General features: G+C 65.8%; 18 protein-coding genes. 11 read left to right on the top strand and 7 right to left on the bottom strand.

The window, feature by feature from the left end; genetic code table 11:
- Window positions 1–31: 31 nt before the first annotated feature.
- From P3T42_RS04285 to P3T42_RS04270, 4 genes are all read right to left on the bottom strand, one after another.
- Entirely contained in the window at window positions 32–538 is a 507-nt protein-coding gene (locus tag P3T42_RS04285; protein ID WP_074300352.1) for an acyl-CoA thioesterase, read from the bottom strand.
- A 133-nt stretch (window positions 539–671) separates the two neighbouring features.
- Window positions 672–1730, bottom strand: coding sequence for a GlxA family transcriptional regulator (locus P3T42_RS04280; RefSeq protein WP_429305271.1), 1059 nt, complete (start codon window positions 1728–1730; stop codon window positions 672–674).
- A 94-nt stretch (window positions 1731–1824) separates the two neighbouring features.
- Entirely contained in the window at window positions 1825–3129 is a 1305-nt protein-coding gene (locus P3T42_RS04275; protein ID WP_429305270.1) for an MFS transporter, read from the bottom strand.
- 162 nt (window positions 3130–3291) lie between these two features.
- The gene (locus P3T42_RS04270) at window positions 3292–3435 is read right to left on the bottom strand and encodes a hypothetical protein (RefSeq protein ID WP_429305269.1); all 144 of its coding nucleotides are present in this window, start codon (window positions 3433–3435) and stop codon (window positions 3292–3294) included.
- Window positions 3436–3654: 219 nt separating this feature from the next.
- Between P3T42_RS04270 and P3T42_RS04265 the strand changes: the two genes are divergently transcribed.
- Together P3T42_RS04265 and P3T42_RS04260 are read left to right on the top strand one after the other, a co-directional pair.
- Window positions 3655–4368, top strand: coding sequence for an ArsR/SmtB family transcription factor (locus P3T42_RS04265; protein WP_074300355.1), 714 nt, complete (start codon window positions 3655–3657; stop codon window positions 4366–4368).
- Window positions 4369–4537: 169 nt separating this feature from the next.
- The gene (locus P3T42_RS04260; RefSeq protein ID WP_074300356.1) at window positions 4538–7210 is read left to right on the top strand and encodes a DUF6600 domain-containing protein; all 2673 of its coding nucleotides are present in this window, start codon (window positions 4538–4540) and stop codon (window positions 7208–7210) included.
- A 195-nt stretch (window positions 7211–7405) separates the two neighbouring features.
- Here P3T42_RS04260 and P3T42_RS04255 read toward each other — a convergent pair whose 3' ends face one another.
- Together P3T42_RS04255 and P3T42_RS04250 are read right to left on the bottom strand one after the other, a co-directional pair.
- A complete protein-coding gene (locus P3T42_RS04255) occupies window positions 7406–8377 on the bottom strand; it encodes a thymidylate synthase (RefSeq protein WP_074300357.1) in 972 nt (323 codons plus the stop codon).
- A 91-nt stretch (window positions 8378–8468) separates the two neighbouring features.
- Window positions 8469–9860, bottom strand: coding sequence for a sigma-54 dependent transcriptional regulator (locus tag P3T42_RS04250; protein WP_074300358.1), 1392 nt, complete (start codon window positions 9858–9860; stop codon window positions 8469–8471).
- 536 nt (window positions 9861–10396) lie between these two features.
- Between P3T42_RS04250 and P3T42_RS04245 the strand changes: the two genes are divergently transcribed.
- The 9 genes from P3T42_RS04245 to P3T42_RS04205 all read left to right on the top strand — a co-directional run bounded on the left by P3T42_RS04245 (window position 10397) and on the right by P3T42_RS04205 (window position 18917).
- Window positions 10397–10897, top strand: coding sequence for a hypothetical protein (locus P3T42_RS04245; protein ID WP_074300359.1), 501 nt, complete (start codon window positions 10397–10399; stop codon window positions 10895–10897).
- Window positions 10898–10967: 70 nt separating this feature from the next.
- A complete protein-coding gene (locus P3T42_RS04240) occupies window positions 10968–11468 on the top strand; it encodes a hypothetical protein (protein WP_429305268.1) in 501 nt (166 codons plus the stop codon).
- A complete protein-coding gene (locus P3T42_RS04235) occupies window positions 11465–12112 on the top strand; it encodes a hypothetical protein (RefSeq protein ID WP_253190219.1) in 648 nt (215 codons plus the stop codon). The genes P3T42_RS04240 and P3T42_RS04235 overlap by 4 nt, the downstream gene beginning before the upstream one ends.
- A 29-nt stretch (window positions 12113–12141) precedes the next feature.
- Window positions 12142–13536 carry a hypothetical protein gene (locus P3T42_RS04230; protein ID WP_074300362.1) on the top strand — a complete coding sequence of 465 codons (1395 nt, stop codon included), beginning with the start codon at window positions 12142–12144 and terminating at the stop codon, window positions 13534–13536.
- A gap of 75 nt (window positions 13537–13611) precedes the next feature.
- A complete protein-coding gene (locus P3T42_RS04225) occupies window positions 13612–14322 on the top strand; it encodes a C39 family peptidase (RefSeq protein ID WP_074300363.1) in 711 nt (236 codons plus the stop codon).
- A gap of 6 nt (window positions 14323–14328) precedes the next feature.
- Entirely contained in the window at window positions 14329–15132 is an 804-nt protein-coding gene (locus P3T42_RS04220) for a peptidase C39 (RefSeq protein WP_429305267.1), read from the top strand.
- Between the two features lie 115 nt (window positions 15133–15247).
- Complete coding sequence (locus tag P3T42_RS04215; protein WP_074300365.1) at window positions 15248–16690, top strand: hypothetical protein; 1443 nt, start codon at window positions 15248–15250, stop codon at window positions 16688–16690.
- 228 nt (window positions 16691–16918) lie between these two features.
- A complete protein-coding gene (locus tag P3T42_RS04210) occupies window positions 16919–18286 on the top strand; it encodes a sigma 54-interacting transcriptional regulator (RefSeq protein ID WP_429305610.1) in 1368 nt (455 codons plus the stop codon).
- 103 nt (window positions 18287–18389) lie between these two features.
- Window positions 18390–18917, top strand: a complete 528-nt coding sequence (locus P3T42_RS04205) for a dihydrofolate reductase (protein WP_074300366.1) — start codon at window positions 18390–18392, stop codon at window positions 18915–18917.
- 148 nt (window positions 18918–19065) lie between these two features.
- Here P3T42_RS04205 and pmbA read toward each other — a convergent pair whose 3' ends face one another.
- Window positions 19066–20436 carry a metalloprotease PmbA gene (gene pmbA, locus P3T42_RS04200; protein ID WP_074300367.1) on the bottom strand — a complete coding sequence of 457 codons (1371 nt, stop codon included), beginning with the start codon at window positions 20434–20436 and terminating at the stop codon, window positions 19066–19068.
- Window positions 20437–20567 lie beyond the last annotated feature (131 nt).

The raw sequence follows: 20567 nt of genomic DNA, 5'->3' as shown, positions 1-20567 counted from the left end.
GTCCGCAGGATCGGCGCAGCTCACCGCCCGCTTAGATCTTGCCCTTGGCCACTTCTTCCGGCTTGAGTTCGACGATGGCGTCGAGCGCCTCTTTCACGTCCAGCGCGTATTTGGCGAGGCGCTTCTGTTCATCGGTCTCGGGCACGTACGCGGGCACCGGCACCGGATGCCCATTCTCGTTGACCGCCACCATCACGACGAGGCAGTCGGTGGTCTGCATCAGTTCGCCGCCCTTTGGATCTCCCGCCTGCACCGACACGTGAATGTGCATGCTGGTGCGGCCCGTGTTGACGACGCGCGCACGCAGTTCGACGAGGTTGCCCACGAGGATGGGCCGGCGAAAGCGGATATTGCCGACGCTGACCGTCACGCAGTAGCGCCCGGACCAGACGGCGGCGCACGCATAAGCGGTCTCGTCGATCCACTTCATCAGCGCGCCCCCGTGCACCTTGCCGCCGAAGTTGACCGAGGTCGGCTCGGCGAGAAAGCGGAACGTGGTTTCAGAACGGTCCAGCGGCGCAGCGGCAGGGGTGCTCATCTTGACTCCGGTCAAACGAATGTCGAAAGGAGCCGATTATACGAGTGCAATTTTGACTGCGGCGCGTAATGAAGGGCGGTAACGCTGTTTTGCCTCCCGCGAAAGGGTCGCAACGAGCGCTGCGGCGTGCGCCTCAGGACAGCGGCTCCGCCGCGGCAAAGCGCTCGCGGTAATCGAGCGGCAACACGCCGAAGCGGCGCACGAACGCCCGCCGCAGGTTCTGTTCGCTGCCGAAACCGCATTCGAGCGCAATCCGCTTGAGCGGCCGGCGCGATTCGGCAAGCCAGCGCGAGGCGGCCTCCAGACGCAGCGCCGCGACGGTCGTGGCGGGCGTGCGGCCCACTTCGTCGACATAGCGCCGCGCAAAGGTGCGCGGGCTCATGCGGGTGCGCTCGGCGAGCCGCTCGACCGACAGGTCGTCGCGCAGATTCGCCGCCATCCAGCTATGCAGGGCCTCGAACGGGCCGCCGGCCGACGCTTGCGCCGCGAGCGCCGCGCTGAATTGCGACTGGCCGCCCGGCCGCTTCATGAACACCACCAGCCGCCGGGCGGCCTGCATGGCGACCGCGTGGCCGAGATCCTCTTCGATCAACGCCAGCGCCAGATCGATGCCGGCCGTCACGCCCGCCGAGGTCCACACCGCCCGGCCATCGCGCACGTCGCGGATGAAGATCGGATCGGCGTCGACCTCGACCTTCGGAAAGCGCCGCGCGAGCAGCGCCGCGTCGCGCCAGTGGGTCGTCGCGCGGCGGCCGTCGAGCAGGCCCGCGGCGGCCAGGTAAAACGCGCCGGTGCATACCGAGCACACGCGCCGCACCTGGGGTGCACGGCGCGCGAGCCACGCGACGAGTTCCGGTTGCAACGGCGCGTCGTCGTCGACCGGCACGCCGGGGACGATCAGCGTGTCGATCGGCTCGTCGTCGAGCGCATCCAGCCGCGAGGTCACCACGGGCAGGCCCGGAAACGTCTGCAGGACCCCGCCGTCGATCGACGCCACCGTCGTCCGATAGGCCGCCGCCGCGCCGCCATGCGCCGCCGGCTGCGCGCCCGCCGGAGTGGCCCGGCGCGCTGCGATCGTCAGTTCGGCGCGCCAGAACGCCTCGAGCGGACCGCACGCGTCGAGCAGCACCAACTCAGGCGCCACGGCGAACACCACATGGCGCACCTCGGGCGCCACTTCTGCACCAGGCAAGTCACCCGCACCTGAAACCACAGCGTCAAACGAAGAGACCATCAGCGTGTTTCCCCAATCGAAGCAAATCGAACCACCGGACGACCGACCGCCCTCACGACACCCATGCCGGTTGCCGGGCGCGCGACCAGGCATAGCCGAGCGTCGCCACCGCGGCGAGCGCGAGCGGCGGGAAGATCGCCGCGTTGATCGCCGCCCAGCCGAAACGCGCGAGCAACTGCCCCGCGAACAGCGAACCGAGCGCCGAAAACGCGAAGGTGGTGAATTCGCTCGTCGCCTGTGTCTTGGCGCGCTCGGTCGGCCGGTACGATTGTGCGAGCAGCGTCGTGCCGCCCACGAACATGAAATTCCAGCCCACCCCGAGACAGGCGAGCGCGGCGTAGAAATGCGGCAGATCCGTCGAGCGCAGCGCGAACACACCGCACAGCGCCGACAGCACGATCCCGCAGCCGATCACGCGCAGCACGCCGAAGCGCTGGATTAGCCGTGCCGAGAACAGCGACGGCGCGTACATGCCGACCAGATGCCACTGGATGATCTGCGCGCCGTCGCCGATCGTGTGCCCGCAGGCGACCGCCGCAATCGGCGTCGCGGTCATCACGAACATCATCACCGCGTAGCCGAGGGCATTGTTCGCCAGCGCGGCGACGAAGATCGGCTGCCGGACGATCTGGCCGAGCGGGCGCGGCCCTTCGACGGCCTTAAAGGCGGCGGCGGAACCGGCGTGAGTGGATGGCGCGACGTCGCGATACGCCAGCGCCAGCAACGCCACCGAGGCCAGCCCCAGCGCCGTCACCAGCGCATACGAACCGGCGAATGCGACCGGGGCGAGCCAGTCCTTGCTCCATGCCGCGAGCAACGGCCCGAGCACGGCGGCGACCACGCCGCCGGTCAGCACCGTCGAGATGGCGCGGCTCTTCGCGTCCACGGCCACCGCATCGGCGGCGGCGAGGCGGTAGTACTGCGCGAAGGCCTGAAACACGCCCACCGTCGCCGTGCCCGCACAGAAGGCCCAGAAACTGTGATGAAAAATCGCCCACACGGAAATCGAACCGCCCAGCGCGCCGACGCCGGCGCCAATCAGGAAGCCCGCACGCCGGCCGATGCGCGCCATCAGGAAGGAGGCGAGGACCGTCGTCAGCGCGGCGGCGACGGTGATCAGCGAAAACGGTAGCGTGGCGAAGGCTTTGTCGTCGGCGAGGTTGTAGCCGACGAGGCCGGTGAGCGTCAGATCAATCGAGACCGAGGACGTGTAAAGCGCCTGACAGACCGCCAGCACGCGGGTGCCGCGCCGGTGATCCGGTTGCGGCGCGGGGCGGCCGGAATCGACGGCAGCGGTGGAACCTGCGCCGGAGCGGGCGTCGGCGCAGGCGGTGGGAACATCGGACGATGACGACATCGGCAAGCCTCGTATGGCAGGAAGAACGAAGCCTGATCGTCACATGGCTGACGTTGGCAGAGATGCCAATGATGCATCAATTCCTGCCAAACGTCGTCGCCGCATTCACCATTGCCGCGCTCGTGCGTTGTCGCGAGCGCCGGCGCGCAGCGGCACTACGTTTCATTTGCTGTGGTAGGAAATGCCTTCGTCGACCGTGCCGTACATCGTGATGCCGCTCGAATCCGCGCTCGGCGGCGCCGAGCCGCCCTGCGCACAGGCGGCGCACAACAGCACGGTAGCGGCAATGGCTAGCAGGAGTTTCATGAGCGCGTGTTTCTCTGAAGACAGGTTTTGATTCTAGCCTGGTGCCCCGCAGCCGCGCGAAAGCGCGCCGCGCTGTCCTGCCCGCCCCGCCTGCATTTCCCAACGCTGCCCGCGCGCTCGCATTCATAGTTCACGCCAGACTGAAACGTCGAATGCCGCACTCCGATATAGTGAAGACGTCGGCGAGCGCTCATGCGCGCCAAGCCTCAGGAGGCTCCTATGCCTGCTTCACTGTCCGATGAACAGAATCACTTCCCCGGCTTGAGCCGGATCGGCGCGCTGCTCGCCGACCCCGGCCGTGCCGCCATGTTATGGGCGCTGATGGACGGCAGCGCGCGCCCGGCCGGCGAACTGACGATGGTGGCCGGCCTGTCGCCGTCCGCCGCCAGCGCCCACCTGGCGCGTCTCACCGAAGGTGGACTGCTCGCCGTCGAGGAGCGCGGCCGGCACCGCTACTTCCGGATTGCCTCGCCGGATATCGCGGCTTCCATCGAAGCGCTCGCCAACGTGGCGCAAGTCAGCGCGCCGCAACGCATGACGCCGCGCCCGGCGCGCACCGTGCCGGTCGACATGCGCTACGCGCGCACCTGCTACGACCACATGGCCGGCGAACTGTCGGTGCAGCTCTTCGAGCGGATGCTGAGCCACAAGCTGCTGAACCTGCACGGCAACACGCTCGAAGCCACCGAGGACGGCGCGGCCCAGCTCGCCCGCTGGGGCATCGACGTGGCCGGCCAGCACAGCCGGCGGCGCCGCTTCGCCTGCACTTGCCCCGACTGGAGCGAGCGGCGGCCCCACCTGGGCGGCGCGCTCGGCGCGGCCCTGCTCGACGCCTGGTCGACCCACGGCTGGGTTGAGCGCACCGAACGGCCGCGCATCCTGCGGGTCACGCCGGCCGGTCACCAGCAGTTCAACGATTTTCTGAAGGACTGAGCGCAAACCGGCGACATCGAAGCGTCCGTTTCATTGCGAATTTGAACCGCCACATTTTTTGTTACACGGCAGGTAAGGAGGCTTACAAATGTCGACGCCTTGAAACAGGCCGCGACGGTAGAGTGCTTTCACGGATGCAAAAACGAAGCGTCCGTTTGAGAGACACAACATGAAAAAGCTCACCGCCCCCCGCCTCGCACTGCGCCGCGTCACCGGTTACACCCTGATTGCTGCGGCAGTGTTCACGCTCGCAGCCCAGACCACCTTCGCTCAGGAAGCGCCGCCGGACAATGCGCCGGCCGTCGCGCAGAACACTGGAAATACCGATCCGCCGGGACGTGTGGCGCGCCTGAACTACACCTCGGGCGCGGTGACCACCGAGCCCGCCGGCGCGACCGACTGGTCCTACGCACAGATCAACCGTCCGCTTACCACCGGCGACCAGCTCTGGGACGACCAGAACGCGCGCGCCGAACTGCATATCGGTTCGACCGCGGTGCGGCTCGGCGATACGACCAGTCTCGACATCCTCAATCTCGACGACACCAGCGCGCAGCTCAAGGTTGCGCAAGGCACGCTGTCGACCCGCGTGCGCGAACTCGCGCCGGGTTCGACCTACGAGATCGACACGCCGAATCTCGCGCTCGGCGTGAACGGCCCGGGCGATTACCGCGTGGACGTGGCGCCGGACGGCAGCAGCACGACCGTCACGGTGCGCAGCGGCAGCGCGACCGTGTATGGCGACAACGGCCAGGTGCCGGTCGCCGCCGGCCAGCAGATCCGCTTTGCCGGCACGGCCCTGCAGCAGGTGGCCGATAACGGCGCGCCGGGGCTCGACGGCTTCGATCAATGGGCCGCGAGTCGCGATGCGGCCGAAGACCGCTCGGTGTCGGCGCGCTACGTGTCGCGCGACGTGCCGGGTTACGAAGACCTCGATGCGAACGGCAGCTGGCGCAGCAGTCCTCAGTATGGCGAAGTGTGGGTGCCGAGCGTGGTGCCGACAGGCTGGGCGCCTTATCACGACGGTCACTGGGTGTGGCAGGCGCCGTGGGGCTGGACGTGGGTCGACGACGCGCCGTGGGGCTTCGCGCCGTACCACTACGGCCGCTGGGCCTATGTCGACGATTCCTGGGCGTGGGTGCCGGGCCCGGTCGTCGTCAGCGAGCCGCCCGTCTATGCGCCGGCGCTGGTCGCGTTTGTCGGCGGCGGAGGCGGCTCGTTCAACTGGGGCGTGAGTCTGGCGATCGGCGGCGTGGCCGCGGCCGGCGTGGCCTGGTTCCCGCTCGGGCCGGGCGAACCGTGGCATCCGCGCTGGGGCGGCTGGAGTCCCGGTTACTACAACCGTGTCAACAACACGGTGGTGGTCAACAACTACAACCGCAACGTGAATGTCACGAACATCACCAACATTCACAACACCTACATCAACTACCGCGCACCGGGCGGCGTCACCGCCGTGCCGGCGACAGCCTTCGTGCATGGCCAGCCGGTCGGCCGCTTCGCGCAGAAGGTCGACCCGCAACAATGGCGCAATGCGCAGATCAACCCGGGCGGCCCGGGCATCGCGCCGGTGCGTCAGAGCTTCGATTCCGGCTTGCGCAACGCGAACTATCGGCCGCCCGCAGCGGTGATGTCCCGCTCGGTGGTGGCAACGCGCAGTCCGGCCGTCCCGCCGGCGTACCACGACACGCTTGCGCAACGTTTTGCGCAAAGCGGCGGGCGGGTGCCGGGCGCCGGCGAACCGATCGTGCGCACCTCGGTGCCGGCGCATTTCGCCGCTGCCCAAACGCAAGGCGCGCATGGCGGACCCGCGACGGGGGCGCAGAACGTGCGCGTAGTCCAGGCGAACTCGCCGCGCATGGCACCCGGCGCCGAGCCGCGTGTCGCGCAGGGTGCGCCGCGGCCCGGCGAGCCTGCTGCGAATGGCGGCCGGCCGGCGCCATTTGGCGGCGGTGCGCAGAATGCGGCGCAAGCGCCTCATGGCGTGCCTGAGCAGGCAGCACGGCCGGGGACGCCCGGCGCGCCGGCCCAGGTAGCCAATGAGCGGCCGCAGCCGAACAACGGCGTGCCGCGTCCGCCGCAAGCGGCCGGCGGCAATCCGGGCACGTTCGCACAGCATGGCGCTGCAGCGCTTACGGCCGGTCAGCAGACCGCTGCACAGGCTCACCATGAGCCGGCGTGGACGCAGCCGCATACGCCGATGGCCGTGCAGGCGCAGCAGGGTCAGCAAGGGCAGGCTCACGGTGTAACCCAGCAGGCCGCCGGACGCGAGCCGGTTGCGCAGCAACCAGGCGAGCCGCAGAATCGTCAGCAGCCAGGTGCGTTCGCCGCGCCGCAGGCGCAGGAGCATGGTGGTGTGCCGCATCCGGGGGAGAATCCGTCGCCGGCGGCGCGTGCGCCTCAACAGGCTGAGCGGGAAGTCAATGCCCAGCCGCACGCACCGGCGCCCGAGGCGCAGCAGCAACAGCAGGCACGTGCAGCGGAGTCTCGTCAGCAAGAGGCACAGCAGGCCCCGCGTGAAGAAGCACGGCCCCAGCCCCAGCCGCAGCCGCGTCAGGAATATCACCCGCAACAGGCTCAGCAGGCCCCGCGCGAGGAACTCCGGCCGCAGCCGCAAGCCCAGCCGCGGCAGGAATACCATCCGCAGCAGGCTCAGCAGGCCCCGCGCCAGGAACCCCGGCCGCAGCCGCAGGCCCAGCCGCGTCAGGAATATCATCCGCAGCAGGCCCAGCAGCCGCGCCCTGAACCGCGTCCCGCGCAACAGGCTCAGCAACCGCGTCCTCAGCCGCATCCGGAGCAACATTCGAATAACGGCGGCCACGAGGAGCACCGCAAGGGCTAAGGGTACTCACCGGCGAAAGCGGCGCTTGCGAGGTAGCAGCGCCGCTTTCGTACTCACAGATGGCTTCAAATGCCGCCGCTTGCCGACGCCCATAATGAGCGTTTTGACGAGCATGAAGGTCACTCAAGCTTCCAGCCTCCCGCCGTCACTGCTCGAACAGAGCAAGCGCTTACCGTGAGAGGCCCCAGGCCGGCCTCAAACCGCCATCGGCGCGGTCAGCGGCTCGTGATGCCGATAACCGACCAGCGAGAAATCCGCCGGCTCGATCTTCTCCAGCCACTCCGGCTCGTACACGCCCGTTTTCGCGTAATCCGGCACGCGTTCGTCGATCGCGAACTGCGGGCTCTCATACGGCTCGCGCGTCAGTTGCCGTTGCAGCATGTCGAGCTGATTTTCGTAGATATGAGCGTCGCCGATGAAGTACGTAAACCAGCGCGGCGTATAGCCCGTCAGCCGCCCGACCAGATGCAGCAGGGCCGCGCCCTCGGTCAGATTGAACGGCGTGCCGAGGCCCACATCGTTGCTGCGGATATACAGGCACAACGAGATTTCATGCCGCGCCGCATTCGGTAAAAACTGATAAAGCAGGTGGCAAGCCGGCAAGGCGATCTCTTCGAGCACCGCAGGGTTCCATGCATGAAACAGAATGCGCCGGTCGCCGGGGTTCTGCATGATCGTGTCGAGACACTGCCGCAACTGATCGATGGCCTTGTACAGCAGCACCTTGCGGCTGCCGTCTTCGTCGAACTCGGTGATAACCCGGTAGCCGCGACCGGTCGCATCCGCGAGCTGCGCGCTCGCCGACGCATCCAGCACCTTGTAGGCCGGCCACTTGCGCCATTGCACGCCGTACACGTCGCCGAGGTCGTCAGGACCTTCGCGATACGGATTGGCAAGCCATTGCGGATTCTGATTGGCGTTCGCGTCCCACACCTTGCAGCCCAGATCGCGAAAGTCCGCCGCGCTGCGCGACGCGCGCAGGAATCCCACCAGCTCGCCAATGGCCGACTTGAACGCGAGCTTCTTGGTCGTGACGGCGGGGAAACCCTGCTGGAGATCGAAGCGTAGCATCGCGCCGGGCATGCTGATGGTGCGGATGCCAGTGCGATTTTCCTGCCACGTGCCGGTGTCGAGAATCGAGCGGACGAGGTCGAGGTATTGTTTCATTCGGGTTCCTTCGGCCCGGCGCCGAACGCCTGGGACTTTTTGCGACAAAACCCGATTCTAACAAGCGCGGGCGACGGGCGTCCGACGCGTCTCAGATGTGAGGCACCGAGGCCGGCTCGGCATGCGGCACGATGGGCTCGCCTTCCATATGGCGCATTCCATGCGCGCACAGCAGACGGTACAGCGTGACCCGCGAAATGCCCAGTTCCTGCGCCGCGTCGCCGAGGCGGCCGCGATGGCGCAACAGCGCCAGTTCGATAGCCTGCCGCTCCGCCGCTTCGCGTGCCTGGGCAAGCGAAACCGGCACGATCTCCACGTACTCCGCCAGCTCGAGATCGCGGGCCGTAATCGCGCGCCCTTCCGACATCACGATGGCGCGCCGCACCCGGTTGATCAGTTCGCGCACGTTGCCCGGCCAGCTGTAGTTGTGCAGCGCGGCGATCGCATCGGGCGCAAAGCCGCGCAAGCGGCGGCTTGCATCCTTTTTGAAACGTTCCAGCATGTGCCGCGCCAATAGTTCGATATCCTTACCACGTGCCCGCAACGGCGGTTCGTCGATCTGCAGCACGCACAGGCGGTGATACAGGTCCGAACGGAAACGCCCCTCGATCATCGCGGCATTCATATCGACGTGAGTGGCCGAGATGATGCGCACGTCGACGTCGATCGCGCCGTGGCCACCCAGCCGTTCGACCTTGCGCTCCTGCAGGAAGCGCAGCAGGCTCGCCTGGCTTTCGAGCGGCAGATCGCCGATTTCGTCGAGAAACAGGGTGCCACCGTTGGCGGCTTCAACCCGGCCGATCTTGCGCTGGTTGGCGCCCGTGAAAGCACCGCGCTCATAGCCGAACAGTTCGGATTGCAACAGATGCGGCGGAATCGCGCCGCAGTTGATCGGCACAAAAGGCGCGCTGCGGCGCGACGAACGCTCGTGGATCGCCACCGCCGTGAGTTCCTTGCCGGTACCCGATTCGCCCGAGATAAACACCGGCGCATCGGTCATCGCCACCTTGCGGATCGAGCGGAACAGAGCGAGCATCGCGTCGCACGAACCGACCATTTCGCCCTCGGTGCCGCTCGGCGAGGCGTCGTTCGAGGCAGACTCGCCGAGCGAGATCATGCCGTAGGCGTGTCCCACCGAGTCGACGATCCTGTCGCCCGAGTACGGCACCGTTACGTAATCGAAACAGTAGTCGCGCACGAGCCGGCGCAGCGCGGCGTCCTGCAGTTGGCCGGGCATGGTCGCGGCGACCCAGCCGACGTTCGGCATCGTCAGGCACGATTCGAACGCAGCGATCTCATGTTGCTGGAAATGGCTCGACAGATCGAGCAAACCGCCCGCGGCCATACCGGCGCGAACGGCACGACGGACATCGCGCGCCGAACCCACCACTTCGACGTGCCAGCCGCGCTGGTGAAACCGCGTATTCAATTCCGCGCTAGGGTCACGCGAAACGTAAATCAGTTGCCGCGTTGCGGGTTCCATTATTCAGATCCTCTCGTCAACGAACGTTAAGGATGACGGCACGCACCTGAACAAGTTTCAGACACGTTGACTCAGCTCGGGATTCGCGCATAGCAAAAACCGAACGGCCATTCCATTCCGTGCGGACAGCTGATCCCCGAAAAGCGGCGTGTGTGATTGAGACGGCCCAGCTTCAGGCTTTTTTTAAATGTGACTCTGTTTTCGAGAGCTTACTATACGCGCGCCGCTTCGAAAACAAATATGCGAATTTAATCGCCTCGGACGCCGCTCAGCAAGGCTGGGCGGGCGTTGCACAAGTCTACGTATTCTGAATAAAACGTTTCCAGGAAGGCCGGCTACGTATCTACCCTGGCCTTTCGCGTACCGACGCTAATTGCGATTTATCGGTATTTCCTGCCACCCGTTTCAGGGCTGAAACGTTTTTGCCGCATTTTTGCGGATTCCCTTCTCACTGCTTACCTCACACCCAGACGCATCAACGGATTGCGCCTCATGGCACATGTTTCGCTAAAAGTCCTGCACCAAGGAGACACACCATGCGACTCGCTTTCCGCATCGACTTGCGCCACTTCCGGCCTCACGCCGCAATCTGCGCCGCATTGCTGATTGGTGCACTGCCCCCTGCCGTCAATGCACAGGAACCCGTCACTGCCAGTTCCCCCGATACCGGGTCCGTCACCCTCGCGAGCGTGACGCCCGCAGCGGCGACGGCCCCGGATACCGCGGCGGCCGATCCAGCCAACACCGCGAATCCCGCTGCCCAGCCCAGCGATCTCGCCGGCGACGCGCTGAGCATCCCGGCCGACGCGGTCGCGGCGAACGATCTGGTGCTCGACGATCAGGCGTTGTCGCAACAGCGCGGCGGCTTCGGCGGCATGGTGATGGTCGCCGCCACGCCGCAACTGATGCGCAGCAGCAACAACGGCGGCAACGGCGTGACGCTGTGGGACGAAATCGCCCCGCCCTCGCCGCTGCCGATTCCCGTCGACGTGGCCCGCTCGGCACAGGGCAACGTGACCACCTATCAGCGCAATTAGCTGAACGACGCCCGCCGGCTGCCCGCTAAAAAAACGGCACCGAACGATCGTCTGCCAGCAAGGAACCGACATGAACGCCTCAACCCAGATGCCACGCCTGCGCAGCGACCACACCGCGCTGCTCTGCGTACTGTGCAGCGTGCTCGCCGCCGGCGCCGCGATGCCCGCCGCCGCGCAGCAGGCGACGCAGCCCGGCAACCTGATTATCGAGCGCGACGTCACTCCGCGTGATGCGTTCGTGCCGGTGCCGAAGAACGACGATCCGATCGGCGTGCAGGTCCAGACGTTCCCGACGGCCGCTTTCGACGCCGCGATCGGCTCGATGGCGAGCGATCTCGACCTGAACGGCGCGCACGGCACCGCGGGCATCGCGGGCAATGGCTTCATGCCGGCGCTGGTCGGCAGCAACGGGCTCGAACACCTGCTCGCGGGCAACGGCAACGGCAGCGGCCTGCCGGTCGGTGCGGCAGCCGGCCTCAGCGGCGGTGCGGGCGGGCTCGGCAGCACGATTACGCAGACCGTCACCGGCGCCCTCGCCCCGCTCGGCGCAGCAATGGGAGCGATCAAATGACAACGTCCCGCGCTCCGGCCATGCACACCTTGCCGTCACGCCAGCCCGTACGGACGCTGATCGCCCTCGCGCTGCTCGGTTGGGCCAGCTTCGCGGCCCACGCCCAGACGCTGCCCGCCCTGGTGGACGCGCAGTCGCTGATCGGCAGCGGCGTCGCGAACGGCGCCATGGGAGTCGTGGCCGTCAACGAGGCATCCGGGCTCGACAACGTGCAGGCCAATCAGGGCGTCCTCATGAATGGGCCCGCGCCCATCAACCTGACTGGCAGCGTGCAAGCCGCGTCGACCAACGCGAAGACGACGGCTGCAAAAAGCGACATCGGTAATAACGCATTCTCAAACACCTCTGGCCTTATCGAAGTGAATCAGTCGGCGGGTGTAGCGAATCTTCAGCGGAACAGTGCCGTGATCGGTTCTGCGCCGGTTGAAGGGGAGATCGTAGGGGATGGGGTCCTATCCGCTACGACCGCCAAAAACGGCGGTACAGGTAGATCTGGCGAAAACCACGACGCACGCGAGGTGTCCATCGGCACGGACGCGCTCAAGAACGTCAGTGGGATTGTCCAGATCAACCAGGCTGCCGGTACAGGCAATGTCAGTTCAAACAGTTTTGTGCTCCGTCCCCCGGCGGGCACCTTTTTCTAACGAGCCACACTCTTTATCGGAGCGTCATCATGAAGCGCACTCTCATTGCAGCAGCGGTTCTTTCGACGATGGCAGCAAGTTCGGCTTACGCCGAATGCACAGCGGGCTGCGACCCGGCTGAGCTCTTTACGGCCACCAACGTCTACACCGACATCGGCGAATTCGGCTTCATCACCCTGCACGGCAGGGTCAATGTGTCGAGCAGCAACGGCGCCACGGTCAACAACACGCAGAACGTCGACCTCGGCGGAGTCGACATGAAGACGCCGCCGCAGACCTACACGTCCGGCAATGTGACGACCAAGATCAATACGAAGGACAGCTGGAACAACGCGAGCGGCAGCAGCAGCGGCGGCGGCTACAGCCAGTCGTACAGCACCAGCGGCTATGCGTACAAAAACACCAACACGCATACGACGACCAGCTCGTCCAGCGGCGGCTTTATCGCCGGTGGCGGCTTCGCAACGGGCCTGTCGACGGCTTATCAGGGCTACAACTATGTGAACACGCACGCCTCCGCCAACGGCGCGCTGGCTGCGGGCTTCATTGCCGGTCTCGGCTTCGGCCCGGGCGTGATCCTCGGCGGCGTGGCAGCAGGCTTCGCGGCAGAGCTGAACACCCATGCGTCGGATAGCTTCGGCGGCGGACTCGCGGTTGCAGCAGCAGGCTATGGCGTCGCCTACGGCGGCTACGCAGCCGGCAGCACGAGCACATCAACGAAGTCCGACTCGGGTTCCGGCAGCAAGACGAACTACAGCTTCTCGGAAGGCAGCCACGCCTATGCATGGACGCATGACTACTCCGACAACTCCGGTTCGGTGACGGTAACGGGCAGCGTCACGCAGCACATCAACACCGAAACGGCCACGGATATGTCGGCAGGCATCGGCAACGGCGCCCTGAGCGGCACGAGCGGCAACATCGGCGTCAACATCGCCACCGGTGTCGACAACGCGCAGTCCAACGACGCGGCTCTGTCGAACATGGATGTGGGCCCGGTCTTCGGCAGCTCGCAGATCTACTCGACCCAGGCATCGAGCGGCAAGGCCACGATTGGTGACTTCAACTTCATCGCTGCGGTCGGCACAGGCGCACTGGCAGGTGCGACCGGTAACGTCGGCGTGAACGTGGCGTCGGGTGCAGGCAACGTGCAGAACAACAGCCTCTCTGCATCGGCCACGACTGACAGCACCCCGAGCGGCAAGGGCTGGTCGCATGGCAGCTCCGGCGACGGCGGCGAAGTGATCGCCAGCGATCAGAACTGCCAGACCGCCAGTGCTAGCGTGAACGGGGAGTTCACCGGCTCGTCGCTGCTCGGTAACGGTGCGCTCGTCGGCGCAACCGGCAACATCGGGGTGAACATCGCGTCGGGGGTAGGCAACCTGCAACACAACGGCCTCGCAGTCGCCAGCGTGTCGCACTAAGCAACTAAAGCATCAACGCAGGAAGACTCCGGTCAGCCTTCGGGCTGGCCGGCCGTCTCCGCAGGGGGAAGTACCATGTTCGGGGTGAGCAGGGTAGCGCGTTGTCTGATGGTCGCGCTCGGTGCCGGCCTTTTGCTGTCGCAGCCGGGTCATGCGCAGAGTGCGCTCAACATGTATGCCTCGGCGGGCGTGCCGTTCGACCTGAACGTGCATTCGATCCGCGAGCTGCGCTACAACCACATCGTTTCCCAGCGTTACGACTATAGCTGCGGGTCCGCAGCCCTCGCCACGTTGCTGAAGTACGGCTACGGCATCGACATTCCCGAAACCGAAATGATCCGCCGCATGATGGTGTTCTCGACACCGGAAGTGGTGGTGAAAAACGGCTTCTCGATGCTCGACATGAAGAAGTTCGTCGAAACGCTCGGCCTGCGCGGCCGCGGCTTCCGGGTCGCATCCGAAGCGCTCTACCACCTGCAGATTCCCGTGATCGTGCTGATGAACAGCGACGGTTACGAACACTTCGTCATCGTCAAGCACGCGGAAAACGGGCTCATCTTCGTTGCCGACCCCGCGTTGGGCAACCGCATTATTTCCGAAGACGATTTCGTCAAGAAGTGGAACGGCCTCGTATTCGCGGTCGTGGGCAAGCCATTTATGGAGGATTCTCCGCTCTTGCAAGGCAACGAGTCGCTCGCGCTCAAACTGCGTGAACGTGCGCTGGAAAACGGTACGGCAGCGACTCCCTTTGTTGAATACGGTTTGATCAAGGCAGAGCTGTTCTGACTCATCATGGATCGAAACCTAATCACTGTCGGCTGCGCGTTATGCTTCACCACCTGCAGCCTTGCCTCCGTCGCGCACGCTGCCGAGCCGACGACAGCCCCTATTTTTGAAGACGTCGCCGCCGTCAAACTGCAACCGGTCGACGACACTATCCTCGCTGCGCAAAGCGGCAAAGGCATCGCAGGCGACATCATTTCCGGCGTCGTGGTGAACCTGCTGTCGCAATGGAACCTGCCCAACGGCACCACCGCCGTGGCGCAGAGCGCGCTCGCCATCGTCACCAACACGCTCAACCAGGTGTCCGTTCAGGTCGGCTCGTCCGCCGCCGTGATCGGCTCGAACAACACCTCGGGCAACGGCGCCAATCCGAACGCCAGCGCCACCGGCGGCCAGAACGCGAACGTCAACGGCGTCTCGCAGATCACCCAGGTAGCCGGTAATGGCAACTCCGGCAACAACCAGACGGTGATCGACTTCAACACCCCGTTGAACAGCCTCTCCGGCGGCACCTATAACAACGAGACATCATCCTTCGCCAGCAACACCAGCGGCTCCGTCAAGGCCAGCGTCGCGTTCGGCAACGGCGGCATTTCGATCGCACTGCAGACACCGGCGGGCCTCGCCAGCCAAACGATCAACCCGGGTACTTCACAACAAGCCGGCCAGATCGCCCAGCTACTCCAGATTGCAGGTAATAACCAGCAAGTCGTCAACGCTTTGCAACTGCATTTGCAGACGCAACAGATGTCGGCCTCGATGCTTCGCCAACTCGGCGTATTACAAGCCCTGCAAAACACGGCGAGGAGGTAACACACGGGCTGCAACCCGATGAAAAAGAGGAATACGAAGTATTGAAGCATCAAGGCGACCGCGCAATGCACAAGGAGACATGTGACGCGCTGTCAGAATACCGGGGGAACAAAAAATGACCAGACTTTCCACGACCGGGGCACCGCGCATGATGTTAGCGGCCATCCCTGCTGCAGTCTTGCTGTTCGCACTTTCACAAGGAGCCAGCGCGCAGGCGCTCGCGGATCAATCCGTAGAAGAACGGCTGAACACGCTGATGCGTGTGGTCAGCCAGCAGCAGAAGCAGATCAATTCGCTCGAACAACAGGTCACCAACCTCGAAATGTCGCAGCGCGGCCGGGGCGTACCGGGCGTCGGCGCACCGACCGACAGCGCCGCGGTCGCCGAGCAGCCCGGCGCCGACGGGCTGCCGGTGCCGCTCCCGCCGCTCGCCCAGGTCAACCCCGGGACGCCCGCGCCCGCCGGCGGCGGCACGGGCACCGCGACCGGCGTGCCGGTCAATCCGCCCACGCCGGATAACAGTAGCGGCGGCGGCCTGCCTGCTGCCACCGACGGCACCGGCGCCGTCGGCCAGACCCAGAAAGAAGCCCAGCCGGTGCGTACGCAATCGGAAGACGCCGTGGTGCAGAGCCAGCAGCACACGCCGCTGTTCGACCACAAGCTGACCTTCGACTGGGGTATCAGCGATACCTACTACGACCGCCGCCAGCTCCAGCTGTCCGGCTTCCTCGCGCTCGATGCGATTTTCCTCGGCAACATCAATCTGGGCGAGACCAAGTCGCACCAGGTGATGGCGGACCTCGACACGCGCTACGGCATCACCGACCGGATCAGCGTCGACCTCGACGTGCCTTACATCTACCGGCACAGCAACTTCATCGTCGGCGGCGCGGGTGGCGCGGCGAGCACGCTGTCGGACGCGTCGGCGAATTCGAGCGACATCGGCGACGTCAACTTCGGGGTGTATTACGAGTTCCTGAAGGAGACTAACAATCTGCCGGACCTGGTCGGCAGCCTGCGCATCAAGACCCCGAGCGGTTCGTCGCCGTTCGGCATCAAGCTGCAGCAGGTCGACGCCGACAACACCAACCTCGTCGCGCCCAGCAAGCTGCCTACCGGCACAGGCTTCTGGAACATCACGGCGGGCTTGTCGGCCTTGAAGACCTACGATCCGGTCGTGCTGTTCGGCAGCATTTCGTACACCTACAATATCGCGCGCTCGTTCTCGGACATCTCTTCGGTCATCGGCCAGACCGAACCGGCGACCGTCAAGATCGGCGACGTCATCCAGTTCGGCGGCGGCGCGGCGCTGGCCTTCTCCGACAAGGACTCGGCGAGCGTGTCGTACACCATGGCACTGGAGCCGGAGTCGCAGACCAAGGCGCCTGGCGGCACTTACTCAAAGGTACCCGGCAGCGAGACCGCGGCGGCTGCCCTGACCTTTGGGTTGAATCACGTAGTGAACAAGCACCTGACGATCAACGGTTCGGTGTCGGTCGGGCTCACGCCCGATACGCCGAACTTCGTGGTCGGCGTGCGCTTTCCCTACACCTTCTGACGTGCCAACGATACGAGGTTGATCGTGCGCGAATCATCCCATCTGACCAGTGTTGCACCGCCCTCAGGCACGCATCTCTCTTTGGCACGGCCGCAGGAAGTCCTCGCCGGGGTGCCCCGGGAGCTGCCCGTGGGGCGCGCCCTGGACGCTTCGATACGACGCGCGCAGGACACCGCCGCAGGGTCGCAAGAGGCGCCGAAGCCCCCGCATGCGCAGAGCGAGCGGGCGCTGCTGTACGTCGCACGCACGCCGGACGAAACGCTCACCGCGCATTTGAAGAGCCGCGGCTGGAACGTCATGGTCGCGCGCTCGGCGCACGAAGCGGGTCGCCTCATCAAGCCCGACGTGGTCTGCGCGGGGATCGTCGATCTGGCGAGCTTTGCCGCGCGCGACCTGGGCGGCCTCGAAGCGGGGCTGCGTCAGCAGCAGATCGGCTGGATTGCGCTGTCCACTTCCGAGCGTCTTACCGATCCGGAAGTGCGCCGCCTGATCCGCCACTACTGTTTCGACTACGTCAAGATACCGGTTGCCAACGCCACGATCGATTACCTCGTCAGTCACGCGTTCGGCATGGTGACGTTGTGCGATCCCGACGACATCGGCAGCGCGCCGGCCTCCGACGAAGACGAAATGGTCGGCACCTGCGAGGCGATGCAGCAACTGTTTCGCACCATCCGCAAGGTCGCCAACACGGACGCCAGCGTGTTCATCTCGGGCGAATCGGGCACCGGCAAGGAACTCACCGCGCTGGCGATCCACGAACGCTCGCGGCGACGCAAGGCGCCCTTCATCGCCATCAACTGCGGGGCGATTCCGCATCATCTGCTGCAGTCCGAACTATTCGGCTACGAACGCGGCGCGTTCACCGGCGCCAACCAGCGCAAGATCGGCCGGGTCGAAGAGGCGGACGGCGGGACGCTGCTGCTCGACGAGATCGGCGACCTGCCGCTGGAAAGCCAGGCGAGCCTGCTGCGCTTCCTGCAGGAGGGCAAGATCGAACGGCTGGGCGGCCGCGAATCGATTCCCATCGACGTGCGCATCATCTCGGCCACTCACCTGGACCTCGAAACCGCGATGCGCGACGGACGGTTCCGCGCCGACCTGTTCCATCGCCTGTGCGTGCTGCGCGTCGACGAACCGCCGCTGCGCGCTCGCGGCAAGGACATCGAGATCCTCGCTCATCACATCATGCACAAGTTCAAGACCGACAGCGCGCGCAAGATCCGCGGCTTCACGCCGTCGGCGATCGAGGCCATGTACAACTACAACTGGCCGGGCAACGTGCGCGAGATGATCAACCGCGTGCGCCGCGCCATCGTGATGGCGGAAAACAAGCTGATTTCCGCCGAGGACCTCGATCTGGCCCATTTCACCGCGCAGCAGACCATGAGCCTGGCGCAAGCCCGCGAAGCCGCCGAAAAGCGCGCGATCGAAGCCGCGCTGCTGCGCCACCGGCATCGCCTGTGCGAGGCGGCGCTGGATCTGGGCGTCTCGCGCGTGACGCTGTCGCGCCTGATGGGCGCGTACGGTCTGCGCGAGATGAGCGCGCCGGACGAGGAAGGGTTGCCCAATGAGCGTGCCGAGGCAAGCGAGTGACGGCGCGGGCCCGCATGCCCCACTCCGCCCGCACACACCGATGTAGCCGACCCGGGGTGGGCGTCAGGTAGAATCGGAGCGATTACGTTCCCGTGTTCACTCGATGACGACGCTCACCCTGATCGTCGCTCGCGCCCGCAACGGCGTGATCGGCCGCGACAACCAGCTACCCTGGCGCCTGCCCGAGGATCTTGCGTTCTTCAAGCGCACGACCATGGGCGCCCCCATCATCATGGGCCGCAAGACCCATGAGTCGATCGGCCGGCCGTTGCCGGGACGGCGCAATATCGTCGTCACCCGCGATGCGGCGCGCCGCTTTACCGGCTGCGACACCGCCACCAACCTCGAGGACGCGCTCAGGCTGGCGGCTCAGGACCAGGCGCCGGAAGCCTTCCTGATCGGCGGCGCCGAGCTGTATGCCGAAGGGCTGCGCCACGCCGACAAGCTCGTCATCACGGAAATCTCGATCGACTTCGAAGGCGACGCTCACTTCGCCGCGCTCGATCCGCAGGAATGGGAAGAAGTGGCCCACGAGACGCACCGCGCCCACGCGCCCAACGAGTTCGACTACGCGTTTGTGACGTACCGGCGCAAGGGCGCCGTGGCGGGGGCGCGCGAGGCGTCGGCTTAAGCGGGTACGCGGCGCTGGGGGTAGATAGCGTCGTCAGGCGCCCGCCGGCGCACGCAAACAAAAACGCCACGGAAAGTACTTTCCGTGGCGTTTTGCTTTATGCAGCGGACCAGGCCGGCGCGTTGCCGCGCCGCTGGCTGCGCGGGCCTTACTGCCCAGCGATCGTCATCCGTTCGATCAGCACCGAGCCGGTCTGCTTGGTGCCGCGCACGAGCGTGTCCGCGCCGATCGCGACGATGTGGTGGAACATCTCCTGCAAGGTGCTCGCCACCGTGATCTCTTCCACCGGGTACTGGATCTTGCCGTTCTCGACCCAGAAACCCGACGCGCCGCGCGAATAGTCGCCCGTCACGTAGTTGACGCCCTGCCCCATCAGTTCGGTCAGCAGAAGGCCCGTGCCGAGTTTCTTCAGCATCGCCTCGAAATCGTCCTCCGGACGCGTCTTCGAGCTCAGCAGCTTCAGGTTGTGCGAGCCGCCGGCGTTGCCGGTGGTCTGCATGCCGAGCTTGCGCGCCGAGTAGGTGGACAGGAAGTAGCCTTCCACCACGCCGTCCTTCACCACCGAGCGCTGCTTCGTGCGCACGCCTTCTTCGTCGAACGGGGCGCTGCCCATGGCGCGGGCTACGTGCGGGTCTTCGACGATCTGCACGTGCGGCGCGAACACCGGCTTGCCGAGACTGTCGACGAGGAACGAGGTCTTGCGGTACAGCGCACCGCCGCTCACCGCCTGCACGAACGCGCCGAGGATGCCCGCCGCCAGCGGCGCCTCGAACAGCACCGGCACCTTGCGCGTGTCGAGACCGCGGGCGCCGATGCGCGCCAGCGCGCGTTGCGCGGCATAGCGGCCGACGGCTTCGGGATCGGCCAGTTCTGCCGCGCTGCGCTGCGAGGTGTACCAGTCGTCGCGCTGCATGTTGCGGCCGCTGCCGGCGATCGGCGCGCACGCCACATAGTGGCGCGAATACGGGTAGCCGGAGAGGAAACCGCGCGACGTCGCCAGCACGAACTGCGAGTGCTGGGCGGAGACGCTGGCGCCTTCCGAATTGCGGATCTGCGGATCGGTGGCGAAGGCCGCGTCTTCGGCGCGGCGGGCGATCTCCACCGCTTCGTCGGCGGTGAGGTTCCACGGATGATACAGATCGAGGTCACGCGGCGCGGTTTCGAGCAGCTCGGCCTCGGCGAGGCCTGCGCAGTCGTCTTCCGCCGTGAAGCGCGCGATGTTGTAGGCGGCCGCGACCGTATCCTTCAGCGCCTGCGGCGAAAAGTCCGAGGTGCTCGCATTGCCGCGCTTGTTGCCGATGAAGACCGTGACGCCGACCATCTTGTCGCGGTTATGTTCGATTGTCTCGACCTCGCCACGCCGCACGGAGACGGACAGGCCGTCGCCCTCGGAGATTTCAGTCGCCGCGTCGGTGCCGCCGAGCGACTTTGCGTGACGCAGGATGTCCGAGGCGATTTCCTTCAGTTCATCCTGGGTATGCGGGAAAAAGCGCTGTCTGACGTCCATGTCTGCTGCCATATTCGTTGCCGTCCTTCGTTGCGTCCTGGGCGGGGCCGCGAGCGGCCCTCCGATGTGTTCTCAAGTACGTCGCTACGTATCCCGCGATCATAGCAAGGTCCGCGCGGACGCACCTGGCATTTGCTGCGCCG

Source organism: Paraburkholderia sp. GAS38, assembly GCF_050434965.1.
In the GTDB taxonomy this organism is placed as follows: Bacteria; Pseudomonadota; Gammaproteobacteria; order Burkholderiales; family Burkholderiaceae; genus Paraburkholderia; species Paraburkholderia phenazinium_A.
The sequence above is the reverse complement of the archived record's forward strand: the minus strand, read 5'-3'. Positions and strand labels throughout refer to the sequence as shown.

Excerpts from the sequence above, each read along its gene's own strand:
- P3T42_RS04285 (WP_074300352.1), bottom strand. The coding sequence starts at position 538 with ATGAGCACCCCTGCCGCTGCGCCGCTGGACCGTTCTGAAACCACGTTC.
- P3T42_RS04275 (WP_429305270.1), bottom strand. The coding sequence starts at position 3,129 with ATGTCGTCATCGTCCGATGTTCCCACCGCCTGCGCCGACGCCCGCTCC.
- P3T42_RS04270 (WP_429305269.1), bottom strand. The coding sequence starts at position 3,435 with ATGAAACTCCTGCTAGCCATTGCCGCTACCGTGCTGTTGTGCGCCGCC.
- P3T42_RS04265 (WP_074300355.1), top strand. The coding sequence starts at position 3,655 with ATGCCTGCTTCACTGTCCGATGAACAGAATCACTTCCCCGGCTTGAGC.
- P3T42_RS04260 (WP_074300356.1), top strand. The coding sequence starts at position 4,538 with ATGAAAAAGCTCACCGCCCCCCGCCTCGCACTGCGCCGCGTCACCGGT.
- P3T42_RS04255 (WP_074300357.1), bottom strand. The coding sequence starts at position 8,377 with ATGAAACAATACCTCGACCTCGTCCGCTCGATTCTCGACACCGGCACG.
- P3T42_RS04250 (WP_074300358.1), bottom strand. The coding sequence starts at position 9,860 with ATGGAACCCGCAACGCGGCAACTGATTTACGTTTCGCGTGACCCTAGC.
- P3T42_RS04245 (WP_074300359.1), top strand. The coding sequence starts at position 10,397 with ATGCGACTCGCTTTCCGCATCGACTTGCGCCACTTCCGGCCTCACGCC.
- P3T42_RS04240 (WP_429305268.1), top strand. The coding sequence starts at position 10,968 with ATGAACGCCTCAACCCAGATGCCACGCCTGCGCAGCGACCACACCGCG.
- P3T42_RS04235 (WP_253190219.1), top strand. The coding sequence starts at position 11,465 with ATGACAACGTCCCGCGCTCCGGCCATGCACACCTTGCCGTCACGCCAG.
- P3T42_RS04230 (WP_074300362.1), top strand. The coding sequence starts at position 12,142 with ATGAAGCGCACTCTCATTGCAGCAGCGGTTCTTTCGACGATGGCAGCA.
- P3T42_RS04225 (WP_074300363.1), top strand. The coding sequence starts at position 13,612 with ATGTTCGGGGTGAGCAGGGTAGCGCGTTGTCTGATGGTCGCGCTCGGT.
- P3T42_RS04220 (WP_429305267.1), top strand. The coding sequence starts at position 14,329 with ATGGATCGAAACCTAATCACTGTCGGCTGCGCGTTATGCTTCACCACC.
- P3T42_RS04215 (WP_074300365.1), top strand. The coding sequence starts at position 15,248 with ATGACCAGACTTTCCACGACCGGGGCACCGCGCATGATGTTAGCGGCC.
- P3T42_RS04205 (WP_074300366.1), top strand. The coding sequence starts at position 18,390 with ATGACGACGCTCACCCTGATCGTCGCTCGCGCCCGCAACGGCGTGATC.
- pmbA (WP_074300367.1), bottom strand. The coding sequence starts at position 20,436 with ATGGCAGCAGACATGGACGTCAGACAGCGCTTTTTCCCGCATACCCAG.